Origin of the sequence: Paraburkholderia flagellata, from assembly GCF_021390645.1 — a bacterium.
GTDB lineage: Bacteria > Pseudomonadota > Gammaproteobacteria > Burkholderiales > Burkholderiaceae > Paraburkholderia > Paraburkholderia flagellata.
Genome location: NZ_JAJEJT010000003.1, coordinates 1,151,519 through 1,168,328, shown reverse-complemented (window position 1 = coordinate 1,168,328; position 16,810 = coordinate 1,151,519). Strand labels below are relative to the sequence as shown.

Below are 16,810 nucleotides of genomic sequence, written 5' to 3'. Positions count from 1 at the left end.
GAGCCCTAACCGAAAGCGCGCCTCGCGAACGAGGCGCGCTGCCACGACCTACGATCTTGCCGACCCAATCCACCCTGCCGTTCGATTCCTCCGCCAGCGACGACGACGCATGCGCGCCGCTGCGCACGCTGCCGGTGCGCGCCGGGCACTGGGACGAGCTGCAAACCGCAGAAGGCGAGCTGCGCGAGCCGTGGCGGCAGTTTTTCGGCCTGCTCGGCAAGCCAGGCGTGGCGGGATTCGACAGCGCCGCGGCCACGGTCGCGCGCCAGGTACGCGAGAACGACATCACCTATAACGTCTACGCGGACGCGGGCGGTCCGCGGCCGTGGGCGCTCGACGTGCTGCCGTTCATCATCGACGAAGCCGAATGGGCGCAGATCGAGCGCGGCGCCGCGCAGCGCGCGCGCCTGCTCAACGAGATCGTCGCCGATATCTACGGGCCGCAAACGCTGCTTGCGCGCGGCCTGCTGCCGCCCGCGCTGGTATTCGGCCATCCCGGCTATCTGCGCGCCGTGAAAGGCTTCGTGCCGCCCGAAGGTCAGTACCTGCAGATCGTCGCCCTCGACCTCGCGCGCTCGCCCGAAGGCCAGTGGACCGTCGTCTCGCACCGCACAGAAGCGCCCTCGGGCCTCGGCTATCTGCTCGAAAACCGGCTCATCGTCTCGAGCCTCTTCGCCGAGCCGTTTCGCACCATGCGGGTGCACCGTCTCGCGCCCTCCTATTCGCAACTCGTCGCGACACTCGCCTCGGCTGCGCGCGCGATCATGAGCGCCGAAGAGCGCAGCGTGAGCGGCGCGTCCGCGCATATCGTGCTGCTCACGCCGGGGCCGTTCAGCGAGACCTACTTCGAGCACGTGTTTCTCGCGCGTTACCTCGGCCTCACGCTCGTCGAGGGCAAGGACCTCACGGTACGCGACGATATGCTGTACCTCAAGACGCTGGACGGCCTGGAGCGCGTGCACGCGGTGCTGCGCCGACTCGACGACACCTTTTGCGACCCGGTCGAGCTTCGCGCCGACTCGACGATCGGCGTGCCGGGGCTGCTGCAGGTCATGCGTGCGGGCAACGTGATGGTCTCGAACGTGCCGGGCGCCGGCTTCGTCGAATCGCCCGCGCTGCACGGCTTCATGCCCGGCATTGCGCAGGCGCTGCTCGGCGAGGAACTCGCGCTGCCGGGCATCGCGACCTGGTGGTGCGGCGAAGATGCGGCCTGGCGCGATGCGCTCGCACAGGTGCCCGAGGCACTGCTCGTGCCGACATGGCCTGTGGCTGAGGACGCGTCGTCCGCGCCGCCAGGACTCGCCGCCGGCATGCAAACGCTCGCCGACTGGCGCGAGCGCATCGAGCAGTTGCCCGACGCCTTCACGGTGCAGCAGCCGATGCGCTATAGCTATACGCCGCGCTATGAGAATGGCGCCGGCATGCTCGGCGCGCGGCCGGCCGTCCTGCGCGTCTATGCAATTGCCGACCAGGAATGCGGCTGGCGCGTGCTGCCTGGCGGCTTTACGCGCCTGGCTGCAGAACATCAGGAATCCGTATCGATGCAGATGGGTGGCAGCAGCGTGGATACCTGGGTGATGTCGAGCCAGCCCGGTTCGACCTTCACGCTCCTGCCGAGCCCGATCAAGCCCGGTGAGCTACGCCGCGAGCGCCGCCGCGTGCCGAGCCGCGCGGCGGAAAACCTGTTCTGGGCGGGCCGTTACGGCGAGCGCGCCGAAAACGGTGTACGCCTGTGCCGGCTGATTCTCGGCTCGCTCGAAGGCAGCGACGCCGAAGAGTTGTTCGGCACTTTCATCGAACTGGCCGCCGCCAATGGGCTCGTGGCCTCCACGGGCGATGAAGCGCGCCGCAGCCTCGACGACTTCGAACGCGCGCTCGTCGCCAATCTGCACGAAAATGCGGGCGCAACGGGAATCGGCCGCACGCTCGCGAGCCAGGCGTACGCATGCGGCGAGATTCGCGGCCGACTTTCGAACGACCATTGGCGCACCGTGCTGGCCTCGCGCAACGACTTCCGTGACGCGCTCCGCGCGCTTTCGCTCGTGCCAGCGGCTGCGCGCAACGGCACCACCATCGAGTTCAGGCGTCCCACGCCGTACGACCGCATGGGGCTGATGGGCGCGCTCGATGCGCTCGCCACGCAACTGAGCGCCATCAGCGGCTGCCAGGGCGACCGCATGACCCGCGACGAAGCCTGGCGCCTGCTGTTCGCGGGACGTCATATCGAACGCGTGGCCACGCTCGCCACCATGCTGCGTATCGCCGCGCACGAACGCACGCTCGCCACGCCCGCGGGCTTCGACGTACTGCTGCAACTGTTCGACAGCACGCTCACGTATCGCTCGCTCTATCCGGGGCGCCTGGAAGTACCCGCCCTGCTCGACGTGATCGTGACCGACCCGACCAATCCGCGCGGCCTCTATGGCGTCTATGCGCGGCTGCGCGCGCGGCTCGACGAAATCGCCCAGGCCTCGCGCGGTCCCAGGCGCGAGCCGTTCGCCTCGCAACTCGCGCCCATCGAGGCGCTGCCCACGCTGGAAGCGCTTTGCGAGCCCGGCGACGACGGCCGCTACCCAGCGCTCACCGCACTATGCGACAGCCTCGCCGAGCGCATGTCGGTGATGTCGAACGAGATCAGCGCACGCTGGTTCAGCCACGCCGTGCCGCTCGCCGCGCAGGTGTGGTCATGAACGGCGCGCGCCTCGCGGTCACGCACCGCACGACCTATCGATATTCGACGCTCGTCGAGACCGCGCAGCATCTCGCGACGATTCGTCCGCTCGACCTGCCGTGGCAGCGCGTGCTCGCACACCGTGAACGGATCGATCCCTCGCCGTCGTATCAGACGAGCCGCCGCGATGCCTTCGGCAACGAGGTCCTCTACTTCTCGTTCGACGCTCCGCACGACTATCTGCAAATGACAAGCGAGACGAGCGTGCTGCTCACGCCGCGCTACGCTTGCCTCGATATCGCCGCGACACCGGCCTGGGAAGACGTCGAGCGCATGCTGCGCTACACGGCGGGCGGGGCGTTTCATGCGGAGTCGGAGTTTTGCTTCGCTTCGCCGAATATCGCCTTGCAGCCCGAATTGCGCGCCTACGCGCTGGAAAGCTTCACACCCGGCGTCCCCGTTCTGGCCGGCGCGATCGACCTGATGCATCGCATCCATACCGACTTCGAGTACCTGCCCTCGGCAACGGCGTTCGACACGCCCGCCGCGCGCGCATTCGAACTGCGCCACGGCGTGTGCCAGGACTTCGCCCAGGTGATGATCGGCTGCCTGCGCTCGATCGGGCTCGCGGCGCGCTATGTGAGCGGCTATCTGCGCAACGACCCGCCCGAAGGTGCGGCACCGATGATCGGCGCGGATGCCTCGCATGCGTGGGTGTCGCTCTATGTGCCCTCGGGACCGTCCGCACCCTCTGCACCGCCTGCATCGTCCGCCGGCTGGATCGATCTCGATCCGACCAACGACGTGCTCGCCGATCAGGGCCACGTGACGCTCGCCATCGGCCGTGATTACTCCGACGTGTCGCTACTGCGCGGGGTTATTCTTGGCGGCGGCGCGCATCAGGTGGATGTGGCGGTCAATGTGAGCGCGGATTGATGACCGCCGCGCTCAGATCCAGCGTCGCGACAGAAGCCATTACACGTTAAGAAATAGCAATATTTCCGAAGTTCAAGAAGACAACGTTACCTGCTACGCTGGTCTCACCTGACATCGCGCGGAAAGCCTCGATCGCGGATGAACGGTGCTTTACCTCCAACCCTTTGCATACCCGGCGAACACGCCGGGTTTTTTTCATCCACGGGCCCCCGCCTGGTCCAGATCGGGAAGCGCGTCGTCGGGGCAGAAAACATAACCATCCCGGTAACGCGTTTGAATATATTGGCGGCCGCAAGGCGACAGCCCAAGCAGTTTGCGCAGACGGAAAACGACCACGTCGACGCTGCGTGCGTGGAGCGACGAATTGCGATCGATCATGCTCACAATGCGCTCGCGCGAGAGCGGCCGCAGGCGGTTCGCGGCGAACACCGCGAGCACGGCGAGGACGAGAGGTGGTGCGGGAATCTTGCGGCCGTCCCTGAACAGTTGATTGTCGATTGCATCGAGTTCGAACCCGTCGAAGACGTATTTCGTTTCCCTGCGTGGTGACGCGGGAAAATCGATCTTGCAGCGCAACGCGTGGTGCAAGCGCGCGAGTAACTCGCGAGGATCGAAAGGATCGACCATATAGTCGTTGGCGCCGAATTCGAACGCGAGCACCTTGTCGGCCACGTCGGCGGAATGACTCACGATGATCGCGGGCGTCAGCCACCCGCGTTCGCGCAGCGCGCGTAGCGATGCAATGCCGTCGATCTTGAGCGCATCGTGCCGCAGGATGATGAGCGAAGGCGTTTCTCGCGCGAGACGCTGCTCCAGCCGTTCGACGCCATACAGCACCGATACGGCAATTTGCTGACGCTGCAAATAAGTACGCAGGTCGTCCCGATACGCCTGATCGGGTTCGACAAGCAGCACGTGAATGTCCATCGATCTGCCCCTTCCTCTGCCATGCAGGTGATTCCATCCGGATCCCGCGCACGAACGGCATGGATGCGCTTCGATCTGCAGCGGATCATACGGAACAACAGTGCAGGAAAAAGAGGGGAAATCTGGAGAAAGTGTGGATTCGGCCGAGCCACGCACACCTTGCGGTACGCTTCAGGCGAAAATAGTGCCGAATATATCCGCACTCTCGTTGATTGCCTTCTGCTGAACCCGTCATGAAAGTCAGCGTCACCTCCAAGCTCTTCCTCGCGATTCTTTCGGCCTGCGTGCTCGCTGCCGTGGCCATGGGCATCGCCATCCGGACGAGTTTTGAATATGGCTTCGTGGATTTTCTGCAGGAGCAAGGTGCGAGCGATCTGGCGGCGCGCCAGCAGGAACTGGAAGCCGCGTATGCCCAGCATGGCAATTGGGATTTCGTTCGCGAGCACACGCAAGACCGGCCGCCGTTCGATGTCGGACCGCCGACAGGCGAGCCGCCGGGTGACGGCCGCCCGCCCGACGCGCCGGGCGGCTTCCACGACGATGGCGGCAACGGTGGACCCTTCGCCCCCGGTTTTGCTGAGCACTCGCGAACGTTCCACCCGCCCTACACGCTCTACGACGCGCACATGAAGCTCGTCACGCGCGCGGGCCCGCCCCCACCACCCGAGGCCGTACGCCATCCACTGCGCGTCAACGGTCAAACGGTTGGCTGGATCGCGATGGCGGGACCCACCTCGCTCATCAATCAGGCGGAGCGGCGCTTCAAGGACCGCCAGATGCAGGCGACGTGGATCATCGTGGGCTTTACCGCGTTGCTCTCCGCTGCCGTGTCGATCATCCTCGCGCGCACGCTGCTCACGCCGATCAAGCGGATCGTCACGGCCACGCATCGCCTCGCGGGCGGCGACTACGCCACGCGTGTGCCAGCCAAAGGCAGCGACGAACTGCAAATGCTCGCGAGCGATTTCAACCGGCTCGCGGCGTCGCTCGAAAAAGCCGAAAGCGACCGGCGCGATTTCATCGCCGATATTTCGCACGAGCTGCGCACGCCGCTTTCGGTGCTACGTGGCGAACTCGAGGCGATCGAAGACGGCGTGCGCCGGCCCGATGCGGCGACCATCGCTTCTCTGCAGTCCGAAGTAGCGATGCTCAACCAGTTGATCGATGACCTCTACGAACTTTCGCTAGCGGACATCGGCCAGCTTTCGTTCGAAAAAGTGCCGCTCGACGTCGTACCGATCGTGGAAGCCTCATGTGACGTCTTTCGCGAGCGCCTCGCTGCGAGGCAAATCACGCTGGAGTTCGATCCCGGCGACGCTCACGCAACGCTCTCGGGCGATCCCTATCGCCTCACGCAGCTCTGGAAAAACCTTCTGGAGAACGCACTGCGCTACACCAATGCAGGCGGCCGCGTGCGGCTCTCGGTCACGTCGAACGACAATGACATATACGTCGACGTTCAAGACTCGTTCCCGCCGGTCCCCGCGCCGCTGCTGCCCCACCTGTTCGATCGATTCTTCCGAGTCGATCCATCGCGCAGCCGTCAAAGCGGCGGCGCGGGTCTCGGACTCGCGTTGTGCAAGCACATCGTGGAGCAACACGGCGGCACCATCGAGGCATCGCGCTCCCCGCTTGGCGGGCTGCGGATCCTGGTTCAACTTCCTCGCCTACGCACGCATCATGATTGATCCGACCATGCGGCCATCTGTACTCATAGTCGAAGACGAGCCGAAACTCGCGGCCCTGCTCGCCGACTACCTGGCAAAGGAGGATTTCGCCACGACGATCATTTCGGACGGCCGGGAAGTCGTGCCCTACGTGCGTGAACAACAGCCGTCGATGGTGCTGCTCGATCTGATGCTGCCCGGACGCAGCGGCCTCGACGTGTGCCGCGAACTTCGTACGTTCTCCGCCGTTCCCGTGATGATCATCACGGCGCGCGTGGACGAAATCGACCGTTTGCTCGGGCTCGAACTGGGCGCCGACGACTACGTGTGCAAGCCGTTCAGTCCGCGTGAAGTCGTGGCGCGTGTCAAGGCAATCCTGCGTCGCGCCGAGTTGCTTGCGCGGGCGCGCGAAGAAGCAGAAGGCGCCGTGCCATCGCCGTTTTCGATCGATGTTGCGCAACACGCCGCGCGCCTGGACGGTCGAGATCTGCACCTCACGCCCATCGAATTTCGTTTGCTTGCGCTACTGCATTCGGGCCCGGGCCGCATTTACGCGCGCGACTTTCTGCTGCGCGCGCTATACGACGATCACCGTGTGGTCGCCGACCGCACGATCGATTCGCACGTCAAGAATCTGCGGCGCAAAATCCAGTCGATCCGGCCCGAGCAGGACATGATTCGATCGATCTACGGTGTGGGTTATCGCCTGGAGATCGCGCCTGCCGGCGAATGATGTGGGTAATTGCGCAAGACCAAAAGCGTGGCTGAACGCAGGCGCGCGCGGTACTTCGCGCGCGCCTGCATGCCATTTTGGTTTACGGCGCGATCGGCTTGCCGCTCGCGTCCTTGACCTTCTCCTTCCACTGCGACTTGATTTCGCTGACGACGGATTCCGGCAGCGAAATGTAGTCGAGGCTATCGGCGGCCGAAGAGCCATTCTTGAAGGCCCAGTCGAAGAACTTGAGCGTTTCCTTGCCCTGGTCCGGCTTTTCCTGCGCGGTGTGCAGCAACACGAAGGTCGCGCCGACGACCGGCCATGCGTCCTTGCCCGGCTCGTTCGTCAGGATCTGGTAGAACGACTTCTTCCAGTCCGCGCCAGCGGCGGCTGCCTTGAACGTTTCGGTACTCGGCTGAACGACCGCACCCGCTTCGTTCTTCATGGACGCATAGACCATGTGATTTTGCTTGGCGTACGCCCACTCGACGTAACCGATCGCGCCCGGCAGACGCTGCACGAAGGCTGCGACTCCGTCGTTGCCCTTGCCGCCCGTACCCGTCGGCCAGTTCACGGTCGTGCCTTCGCCGACCTTGCTCTTCCACTCGGGGTTGACCTTCGAGAGGTAGTTCGTCCAGATGAAGCTGGTGCCCGACCCGTCGGCGCGGCGCACCACGGCGATGTCGAGGTCAGGCAGCTTGACCTTGGGGTTCAGCGCGACGATGGCCGGATCGTTCCACTTCTTGATCTTGCCGAGGTAGATGTCGCCGAGCACCGGGCCCGACAGCGTGATTTCGCCGGCCTTGACGCCCGGCACGTTGATCGCCGGGACGACACCGCCGACCACCGTCGGGAACTGGAACAGGCCGTCCTTGGCCAGCTGGTCATCCTTCAGCGGCGCGTCCGAGCCCGCGAAGTCGACGGTCTTGGCCTGAATCTGCTTGATGCCGCCCGACGAACCAATGCCTTGGTAATTCACCTTGCCGCCGCCCGACTTCTGATACGCGTCCGCCCATTTCGTGTAGATCGGCGCCGCGAAGGTGCTGCCCGCACCGGTGATATCCGCAGCCTGGGCGATGCCCGTGCCCAGCGCGAGAATGACAATCGCAAATAGACTGACTTTCATCCCGTACTCCTTAAAATCGTTATTGATGCGCTGGAAGTTACGTTCGTAATGTGACGATCGGGTGACACTGCAATCGATGGCCGAAGTGGGCTTATGGATGGCGACGTGATCATTCAGAGGACATGCGTGTGGAGGCATACGTGGAATATCGACGTAAACCGTATATACTGTTTATACAGTTTTCAGAAGGGAGATCGACATGACTGTAGCGACCACACGCAAGCCCACAAAAAAGGCGTTCCACTTCCCGAAATCACCCGCAACCGAGGAAGAACAGGGCGAAGCGGGCAAGCCGGCTGAGGCAGCGCAGACGCCCAAGTCCAGCCGCAAAAAGGCCGCATCCAAAGCGGCGACGCCTGCGAGCGTCGCAGCAGAGGCGCCGGCTCCTGCAACTGCCGAGAAGGTCAAGACCAAGCGCGTGAAGAAGGATAAAGTCGTGCGCGACAGTTTCACCATGCCCAAGACGGACTATCAACGCATCGCCCTCCTCAAGCGCAAGTGCCTCGAAGCCGGCGTTGCGGTGAGAAAGAGCGAACTTCTGCGCGCCGGCCTGCAATTGCTGGAATCGGCCCCACAGAAGCGGCTACTGGCTGCGATCGCAGCGCTTGAAACCGTGAAGACGGGCCGCCCGGCCAAAGGCGACGAAAACGCGTGATGCGCGCGAAGTGCTGGCGAGGGACTGGGGCGATGCCTGTGGAAGGCAGATGCATCCGCATTGAACGCCGTGAGCGTTCAATGCGTCACCACGAAGGGTGTGGTGTTACTTCCTGCGCCGCTGGTTGATCATCCGCAGGATATCGTTCGTTGGGCCGCTGGTGATCAGGCGCGGGATGTCGTCGAGGTGGACCCATCGACACCTCGATATCTCGCTACTCGGCCGTGCCTTGGCTTGCCTGGGTATTTCGCAGGAGAACACGTGATGGTGCTTCTGCTTGCCGCGAATGTCGAACAGATACCTGGCTGCCTTGCCGGCGAGCCGGGTCTCCTCCCTGAGTTCTCGTAACGCGGCTTCCGTAAGTTGCTCGCCGCGTTTCAACATGCCGCCCGGTAGTACCCACTTCGACTGACTGCGTGCTACCAGGAGAATTCGCTTACCTCTGCGACAAATCACGGTGGCCCGTTTCTTCAACTCGAACTCCCACTTCGTTCCCAAGGGGGCGCATCTCGATGCATCCGTATTGCAACGCCTGACTTAGGTAAGCATCGTAATACAGAAAATCAGAAGTTCAACCTGCTTGGAGCGCCTTGGCGGTCAACTCGCCATATTTTCAACATTTCATCAAACCGTCATAAAGTTCAGATTGCCGTCAGCCCTTATGGTATGGTTTGGGCCAATCATATTTTTTGTCAGACTCGAGGCTGCAATGGATATGGACGGTGACTGGCCGTTGCCACGGCCGCGCACTCTCTTCGGTATCGATCGGCGACGCTCCGATGCGTCGCTCGCCAGAAAGACCTCAATCGCCAGCACCTTTTCGTCATTGGCCATGCCAGTCGTCATCGAGGCGGTGCAAAGAACGAAAGCGCTATCGACAGAAGCCGACCCTGAAGCGTTTCATCAGCTTCGTGTGGCTTTCAGAAAACTTCGCGCATTGTATTGGGCGTACTCCCCCTGGCTCGGCGAGGAAGCCACCGCGCAAGCCAGCGACGAATTCAAGCGTCTGGCTACCGTCGCAGGCGGAACGCGCGACTGGGACATCGCAGGCGATCTCCTGAGAACCGCGCAGAAGTCGGACGCATCCATCGAACTACTCGTGACCGCCGCGCGTGAGAAGCGCGCACAGGCGGTGGCGCATAGCCAGGCGCTGATCAAAAGCGACGCCGTCGAGGCATTTCTGAATGACACCGTACTTCGTGCGCAAACCACGCTGCAATCGTGCTGCAATGATCTTCCGATAAACGCGTTCGCGAAAAAGCGAGTCCGTATGGCACAACGCACGCTTCGAAAGCGCAGCAGGCGCGCCGTGCGAAGCGAGGTCGGCCACGAGGAAAATCTCCATGACGTGCGCAAGGCAGGTAAGAAGCTGCGCTATCTGCTCGAGTTTTTTCAGCCCGTCATCAAGGGCGAGCACGAACGCACCCTCAAGGAGTTGACGTCCGTGCAAAAGATGCTGGGGGAGTTCAACGACATTGCCGCAAGCGAGACCTTGATCCGCAACACGACATTCGACGAGGTTCCAGCCGACGTCGTAGAGAAGTCACTGCAATGGCTGGAAAGAAAGAAGTGCCAACACATACAAGTGGCATCGCAAAGAGTGAAGGCCATATCTGGCTGAGCGTGCGCCACCGCGCCATCACTGGCAGGTCACGACGCTAACAGGCAAGTTCTCGCTCGGCATACCGAGCCTCTCGCGCGATGCCGTGGTGATGGAACCGCCCGGCGGCAAGCATTGCGATTGCCCCATTCCGCCGCCTTCCGTTTGCGGCGCGCCGTTGTTGAATGACTGCCACGTGATGATGACCGACGCGCCGCAATTGTTGATCAGGTCGGTGTAGTCGAGACCCAGTTTGGCGTTTTTCCCACGATATTCCCGGTCGATGCAGTCCGTCGAAAGCTCGCTCGGCTCGAAGCTGAGCGAAGCGGGTGGCGCCGCGCGACCGCCAGCGGCGCTGGCTGCGCCATGCGCCAGAAGAACCAGCAGAAGGACTGCAAGTTGGCTGTTAGCCAGATTGCGGGAAGCTGTCATTTCTTCACCTCTTTTTTTCGGGTGTCGATCACTGTCAGTTAGCTTCTCGCAAAAGCAGGCGTCAAGCGTCAGGAGGCGCTTTACGTGGGCAAACAGACAGTGCCCCCACCTTTTTACTAAGGAACTCGAAATGACGAACGGGATGCCGGCGTGACACTCACAAGGCTTGGACCTGCACTGCCGGTCCGGGCGCACCGCCCACATTGGGCGCGATCACGAGGTATCGGCGGTGATCGGCGGCGCCCGGCGTGCCAGGCGTGACGACCTGTCGAATCTGGCCCAGCGTGTTGACGATCGCCGAGCCGGCCGGATTAGTCTTGAAACTCGCGAGCACGTCAATGCGGCCACTGCCGTCGGCATGGTCCGAAAGACCGAGGAAATACGGCTGACCCGCCTGCAACCCGGTGACCGCAGCCTGCAGGACCTGCAGCAAGCCCTGATCGAACAACGCCACCGAAGTGGGCGCATTGCCATGCCCGGCTGCCGCGCCACCCACCGGAATCAGCGTCACGTGCGTCGCCTCGCCCGCCGCGCCGAGCGGCTGCGTGTTGGCCGTGCCGTCGCCGTCCGGCACGGCGTCGGGCACATACGCCACGGCTTGTGGCGCCTGGCCGACCGGTACGGTGGCGATGACCTTGTTGGTCAGCGTGTCGATCGCCGTCATCGCATCGCCGTTTTCGAGGCCCACGTAGACACGCGTGCCGTCGCCAGACGGCCAGATGCCGTGCGGCAAGCTGCCAACAGCAATGGTCGCCACCTGCGAAAAGTCGTCGGTACGGAACACCTTGATCTGGTTCAGGCCTCCCACCGTGACGTACGCAAACATGCCGTGGGCATTCTGCACGATGTTCACATGATTGGTGATCGGTCCGGTATCGAGCGTTTTCAGCAGCGCAAACGGTGGCCGTGCGTCGAACACCTGTGTCTTGCCCACATCCTTGAGCGTGAACCAGACCTGCCGGCCATCCGGCGTGGCCGCTATGTTCGGGCAGAACGGGCTCGCCTGCGTGACCCTGGCCACGATCTGGTGATCGGCGACCGAGACGACATCGGTTTCCGGGTTGAAGGACGAACAGATGTATCCGTACTTTCCATCCGGCGAGAAGATCTGCATGCCTGGCCCGGCCGGCACGACAATGCGCGTTTTCTCTTCGAAGGTCTTACCGTCGAGCACATCGACGTAATTCTCGCCGCGCACGGTTACCCACACTTCGTTGCCGTCGGGCGTGAAAAAAGCTTCGTGAGGCGAGCGGCCCACATAGGTCACATGCTTGATTGAATTGGTTTGCGTATCGATGAACGTCACCGAATTCGAGCCGATAGAGACAATGGCGAGTGTGCGGTGATCGGGAGAAAAACCCATTCCGTGCACGAGCAACTGACCGTGATAGAGCGGGCTGAAGTTGGCCGGGGTCGGCTCCCCGAGCCGGATGACACCGATGAGACGATTGGCGGCGGGATCGATGACCGAAACGGTGTTCGAAAACTGATCAGACGAATAGACGCGGTCCCGATGGCTGACTGGAATATCGGCAGCCGCGAGCGTTCCGGGGACCTGCCCCGCTTGCGCGAGCGTAGCGGCAGCAAGCGATGCGGCAATCATGCCCGCGCCGAGAATGGAGTGGTATTTCATGACGTTGTCTCCTGCGTCGAAACGCGAGCGGATTAGTGGGACATCGGAGCCGGCGTCGTGATCGAGTCATGCACCGCGAGCCGCATGGCGACGATCTCCTGCTGTTGCTCGACCACAATCTCCTGAGCAATCCTGCGTAACTGTTCGTTGTGGCCATGCCGCAGTTCCGCCATGGCCATGTCGATCGCGCCCTGGTGGTGCGGAATCATCGTTGCGACGAAATCGCGGTCGATATCGCCCGTGGGCCCGGCCGCCATCCCGGCCATCATCTTCGTCATGGCCGCATCGTTTTCCGAAAGAAACAAGCCTTCTTCGCTATCGCGGGAAGATCCCGCGTCACTCGACGGCGTGGCGCATAGACCAGCCAGAGAAAGCACGGCCGCGCCGCACGCCGTTGCTCGCAAAACGAGTCGAATTGCAGCGTTCATGAGGTCCCCTCCGTATTGGTCGAATCACATTCGACGTGAAGGCAAACAGCGCAATCGCCGATTTACTCCATGCAGACACAATTCGTATTGCCAATTGACGCGCCGCGAAACGTTGTCAAACGCTTGCCAGCTCCTGGGCCTCTGGCGGGCACAGTGGAATAACTGCCTCGATCGCGCGTTCGCACCGTCAAGTTCCGGTTTGCGGGCGTACCATCAATGAACATCGCATGAAGGCCGCACGCACGGCCCCGACCCATTCACCTTTTGCCGGGCACCGCATAGCAGATTAGCCGCTTCGCAGCGGCGGGGAGTACTCCATGGCCACGGGCATCGAGCTTCAAGATCAAGCACGTCAGCTGTTGCCGTTTCGCGAGTCGGTATTGGCGATGCTCGGCGTCGCGTCGGTTTCGATGCTGATCGCGCTCGACCAGACCATCGTCGGCACCGCGTTGCCGCGCATCGTTGCGGAGCTCAAGGGCTTTGAACTCTATGCATGGGTCGCGACGGCCTACATGCTGGCATCCGTCATCACCATTCCGATCTTCGGGCGTCTGGGCGATCTGTTCGGCCGCAAGCCCTTCATGCTCGCTGCCATTCTGCTCTTCACCCTCGCATCGGTGCTCTGCGGGATGGCGACCAACATGCTCTTTCTCGTGCTCGCGCGCGGCCTGCAAGGTATTGGTGGCGGCATCATGATGGGGACAGTCTTCGCGACCGTCGCCGACCTGTTTCCCGATCCGAGGCTGCGCCTGCGCTGGCTGGTGTTCGTCACCTCGGCGTTCGGCGTGGCGAACATGATCGGACCCACGCTCGGGGGCATGCTGACCCAGCACGGAAGCTGGCGGCTCGTGTTCTTCGTCAACGTGCCGGTGGGTCTGGTGGCGCTCTTCTTCGTGCACGCTTTCCTGCCGCATCTGCATCATCCCCGCGAAGGCGCGAGGCTGCGCCTCGACTGGCTCGGCGCTTGCGTCGTCGCTGTCACGTTCGGCGCGCTGCAACTGGCGATCGAGCTCTTGCCGAGGCAGGGTTGGACGACCACGACGATCATCCTGGCTGTGACCGTGCTGGTCTTTTCGCTGACGCTTTTCTTCTGGGAAAAGCGCATGGGCTATCCGATCATCCCCGTGGACATGCTGCTCGATCGAAAGCTCGGTCCGCTCTTTGCGATGTCGGTGCTCGGCGGGTTCGCCTTGTTCTCGCTCGTTTTCTACGTGCCACTGCTGTTCCAGGGCGGCTATGCGATGTCGCCGCGCTCCTCGGGCATGCTGATCACGCCGCTCCTGCTCGGCACGACGGTTGGCAGTTTCGTGAACAACCGCGTGGTCACGCGCATCCGGCGCGCCAATGCCATCCTCTATGTCGGCTTCGCACTGTCTGCTTTCGCGAGCCTCGCGGTGGTCGTGCTGCGAGGCAACGAGCCGCATCTCGTGTGGATGGCGTGCATGGGCGCGAGCGGCCTGGGGCTGGGCCTCGTGGGCACGAGCCTCACGGTCTGCTCGCAGCAGATCGTCTCGCGAGACCATCTCGGCGCCGCCACGGCGATGCTGCAATCGCTGCGCACCTTCGGCGGCATGCTGGGCACGGCGATGACCGGCGCGCTGCTCGGGCACCTTTACACCATGGGCGTGAATCGCTCGCTGGACTCGTATCAGGCGACTCAGTGGTTCAAGTCGTTCGCGAGTCCCGAACTGCTTGTGGACCGCGCCGACCAGGCCGTGCTGATCAGTCGCCTCGTGAGCGCCGGGCACGCCGGCGACGCGATGATGAACTCGGCGCGCAGCGCGCTCGTGGAATCGATCCACATGGGCCTCGTCGTCGCTGCCGTTGCTGCGCTCGCCGGGCTGTGTCTCGCGTGGTTCGTGCCGCCTGTACGGGTTGGGTATCTCGAGCCGCGGTCGTAAATCAAATGCGGCCCCGAATCGCGATGGTTCGGGGCCGCTTTTCAAGCACTAAACACCGACGCTTGCGATTTCGCGAGGCTCGCAAGCGCATCGACCGCGACCTTGACCTTCGGCTGCAAATGCCGTGTCTTTTGCCAGATGGCGTGGATGGGCATCGTCGTCGCGAACCCGGGCAGCACCTCGATCAGCGAGCCATTCCCAAGCGCCTCTCTCGCGAGCCACCCCGGCAACTGCGCGAGACCGCACCCTGTAAGACACGCGCACAGCAGCGCATCGCCATCGGTCAACGCGTGGCGCGGGGAAATCTCGAAGTATTGCGCCGCGCCAGCTTCGTTCCTTAAGAGCCACTCCGGCCGGTTGCCGCGCTGCCAGCCGATCAAACAATCGTGCTTCGCGAGATCCGAACGCGCCGCGGGCGTGCCGCGCCGCTTCAGATAAGCCGGCGCCGCGCACATCACGAGTCGCTGCTCGCCGAGCTTGCGCGCGATGAGATCGGAGTAGTCCTCCAGCATGCCAATGCGCACGGCGAGGTCGATGCCTTCGCTCACCATGTCGACGGCGCGATCGCGCAACGTGATCGAGAGGTCCAGACGCGCGTGACGCTGCGCAAGCTTCAGCAACGCGGGCACGATGTGCCGCCGCCCGAAGGTCGTAGGCAGGTCGACGCGCAAGCGGCCTATGGGCTGCCTGCGGCCCGTGGTGAGCAGCGCCTCGGTTTCGTCCAGCTCATCGAGAACGCGGCGGCAGCTCGCCAGCCAGGCTTCGCCCTCCGTGGTCAGGTCCAGCCGCCGCGTGGTCCGGTGCAGCAATTGCACGCCCAGGCGCGCTTCGAGGCGCGAAATGCTCTTGCCCACGGCCGAACCGGTGACGCCGAGCGTGTCCGCAGCGGCGGTGAGGCTGCCGGCATCCACGGCAGCGACAAATTCACGAATACCCGCAAAGCGATCTTCCATGGCTTCATTCCGGAATCTGAGGATCGAATGTCCGGAATTTTAGCCACTAACTCGACCCCGCGGACCGAATTAGACTGCGTCCAACGCATGGCGCTCCTGCCATGCCACTTCAAACGCAGAGGAAACGACGATGAAAGCATGGCTCCTGAAGGATTTCGGTCTGCACAACCTGGTGCGCGGCGACGTGCCCACGCCAACGCCGAAGGAAGGCGAATTGCTGGTCAAGGTGGGCGCGGTGTCGCTGAACTACCGCGACAAGGCGATCATCGACGGCATTTACGAGCCGCATCGTGTTCCCAAGCCACTGATTCCCGTTTCCGACGCCGTGGGCACGGTCGTGGCGGTGGGCCCGAATGTGAGCCGCTTTGCCGTTGGCGAGCGCGTGAATTCCACGCTCTATTCGCGCTGGCTGGACGGCGCGCCCGGCCCCAACGAGCCGGACTACTGCCTTGGCATGCCGCTGCCGGGCGGTCTCGCCGAATACATGATCATTCACGAGGAAAGCGCCGTGCGTGCGCCGGCCATGATGAGCGACGACGAGGCCTCGACCTTGCCGATCGCTGCGCTCACCGCCTGGTATTCGCTCATGGATGTGGGCCACTTGCAGGCGGGGCAGAGCGTGCTCGTGCAGGGCACGGGCGGCGTGGCGATCTTCGCCGCGCAGATCGCCGCCGCGCATGGAGCCCGCGTGATCGCAACGTCGAGCAGCGACGCGAACCTCGCGAAAGTGCAGGCGCTCGGCGCGAGTGCGGGCATCAACTACCGCACGCATCCCGACTGGGCAAGCAAGGTGCTCGAACTCACCGAAGGCCGGGGCGTGGACATTACGATCGATGTGGCCGGCGGTAACGGGCTGAATCAATCCGTGGCGGCCACGCGCGTCGCGGGCGTGGTGGCGCAGGTGGGCTTCCTCACCGGCCAGACTGCGGCGCTCGACCTGATGCCGCTGATCTTTCGGCAAACCACGATCCGCGGCATCGCCGTTGCGCCGCGGGCGTCGTTCGAGCGCATGAATCCGTTCCTCGACAAGCACCGCATCCAGCCTGTCATCGACCGCGTCTACGCGTTCGACGAAGCCGTGCAAGCGTTCGAGCATCTGGCGCGCGGACCGTTCGGCAAAGTCGTGATCAAGATCGGCGATTGAGGCGATCGATCTGGAGCGGTGA

15 protein-coding genes are annotated in these 16,810 nt (G+C 63.3%); 8 read left to right on the top strand and 7 right to left on the bottom strand.

The window, feature by feature from the left end; genetic code table 11:
* The first annotated feature begins 56 nt into the window (after positions 1-56).
* Together L0U83_RS28975 and L0U83_RS28970 are read left to right on the top strand one after the other, a co-directional pair.
* A complete protein-coding gene (locus L0U83_RS28975; protein ID WP_233887572.1) occupies positions 57-2,690 on the top strand; it encodes a circularly permuted type 2 ATP-grasp protein in 2,634 nt (877 codons plus the stop codon).
* Positions 2,687-3,607, top strand: coding sequence for a transglutaminase family protein (locus tag L0U83_RS28970; RefSeq protein WP_233887571.1), 921 nt, complete (start codon positions 2,687-2,689; stop codon positions 3,605-3,607). The genes L0U83_RS28975 and L0U83_RS28970 overlap by 4 nt, the downstream gene beginning before the upstream one ends.
* Before the next feature lie 195 nt (positions 3,608-3,802).
* Here the strand turns inward: L0U83_RS28970 and L0U83_RS28965 are convergent, their stop codons facing one another.
* A complete protein-coding gene (locus L0U83_RS28965) occupies positions 3,803-4,534 on the bottom strand; it encodes a response regulator (protein WP_233887570.1) in 732 nt (243 codons plus the stop codon).
* Between the two features lie 233 nt (positions 4,535-4,767).
* Between L0U83_RS28965 and L0U83_RS28960 the strand changes: the two genes are divergently transcribed.
* Both L0U83_RS28960 and L0U83_RS28955 read left to right on the top strand, forming a co-directional pair.
* A complete protein-coding gene (locus L0U83_RS28960) occupies positions 4,768-6,222 on the top strand; it encodes an ATP-binding protein (protein ID WP_233887569.1) in 1,455 nt (484 codons plus the stop codon).
* Entirely contained in the window at positions 6,215-6,934 is a 720-nt protein-coding gene (locus L0U83_RS28955) for a response regulator (protein WP_233887568.1), read from the top strand. The genes L0U83_RS28960 and L0U83_RS28955 overlap by 8 nt, the downstream gene beginning before the upstream one ends.
* Before the next feature lie 82 nt (positions 6,935-7,016).
* Here the strand turns inward: L0U83_RS28955 and pstS are convergent, their stop codons facing one another.
* Complete coding sequence (pstS, locus tag L0U83_RS28950) at positions 7,017-8,042, bottom strand: phosphate ABC transporter substrate-binding protein PstS (RefSeq protein ID WP_233887567.1); 1,026 nt, start codon at positions 8,040-8,042, stop codon at positions 7,017-7,019.
* A 199-nt stretch (positions 8,043-8,241) separates the two neighbouring features.
* Here pstS and L0U83_RS28945 point away from each other — a divergent pair, with 199 nt between their 5' ends.
* On the top strand, positions 8,242-8,697 hold the full coding sequence (locus L0U83_RS28945) for a hypothetical protein (protein WP_233887566.1): 456 nt from the start codon (positions 8,242-8,244) through the stop codon (positions 8,695-8,697).
* A 105-nt stretch (positions 8,698-8,802) separates the two neighbouring features.
* On the opposite strand, the gene L0U83_RS28940 is transcribed toward L0U83_RS28945, so the two are convergent.
* The gene (locus L0U83_RS28940) at positions 8,803-9,171 is read right to left on the bottom strand and encodes an NUDIX hydrolase (RefSeq protein WP_233887922.1); all 369 of its coding nucleotides are present in this window, start codon (positions 9,169-9,171) and stop codon (positions 8,803-8,805) included.
* Between the two features lie 235 nt (positions 9,172-9,406).
* Between L0U83_RS28940 and L0U83_RS28935 the strand changes: the two genes are divergently transcribed.
* Positions 9,407-10,318, top strand: a complete 912-nt coding sequence (locus tag L0U83_RS28935; protein ID WP_233887565.1) for a CHAD domain-containing protein — start codon at positions 9,407-9,409, stop codon at positions 10,316-10,318.
* A gap of 18 nt (positions 10,319-10,336) precedes the next feature.
* On the opposite strand, the gene L0U83_RS28930 is transcribed toward L0U83_RS28935, so the two are convergent.
* From L0U83_RS28930 to L0U83_RS40910, 3 genes are all read right to left on the bottom strand, one after another.
* Positions 10,337-10,729, bottom strand: a complete 393-nt coding sequence (locus tag L0U83_RS28930; protein WP_233887564.1) for a hypothetical protein — start codon at positions 10,727-10,729, stop codon at positions 10,337-10,339.
* Positions 10,730-10,886: 157 nt separating this feature from the next.
* Positions 10,887-12,362, bottom strand: coding sequence for a YncE family protein (locus L0U83_RS28925; RefSeq protein WP_233887563.1), 1,476 nt, complete (start codon positions 12,360-12,362; stop codon positions 10,887-10,889).
* A gap of 32 nt (positions 12,363-12,394) precedes the next feature.
* Positions 12,395-12,640 (bottom strand): DUF305 domain-containing protein, encoded by a 246-nt coding sequence (locus L0U83_RS40910; RefSeq protein WP_373321122.1) that lies wholly within the window; start codon positions 12,638-12,640, stop codon positions 12,395-12,397.
* A gap of 467 nt (positions 12,641-13,107) precedes the next feature.
* Here L0U83_RS40910 and L0U83_RS28915 point away from each other — a divergent pair, with 467 nt between their 5' ends.
* Positions 13,108-14,691: an MFS transporter gene (locus tag L0U83_RS28915; RefSeq protein WP_233887562.1), complete on the top strand. Its 1,584-nt coding sequence runs from the start codon at positions 13,108-13,110 to the stop codon at positions 14,689-14,691.
* A gap of 41 nt (positions 14,692-14,732) precedes the next feature.
* On the opposite strand, the gene L0U83_RS28910 is transcribed toward L0U83_RS28915, so the two are convergent.
* Entirely contained in the window at positions 14,733-15,644 is a 912-nt protein-coding gene (locus tag L0U83_RS28910; protein WP_233887561.1) for a LysR family transcriptional regulator, read from the bottom strand.
* Between the two features lie 130 nt (positions 15,645-15,774).
* Between L0U83_RS28910 and L0U83_RS28905 the strand changes: the two genes are divergently transcribed.
* On the top strand, positions 15,775-16,788 hold the full coding sequence (locus tag L0U83_RS28905) for a zinc-dependent alcohol dehydrogenase family protein (protein WP_233887560.1): 1,014 nt from the start codon (positions 15,775-15,777) through the stop codon (positions 16,786-16,788).
* The last annotated feature ends 22 nt before the right edge of the window (positions 16,789-16,810 follow it).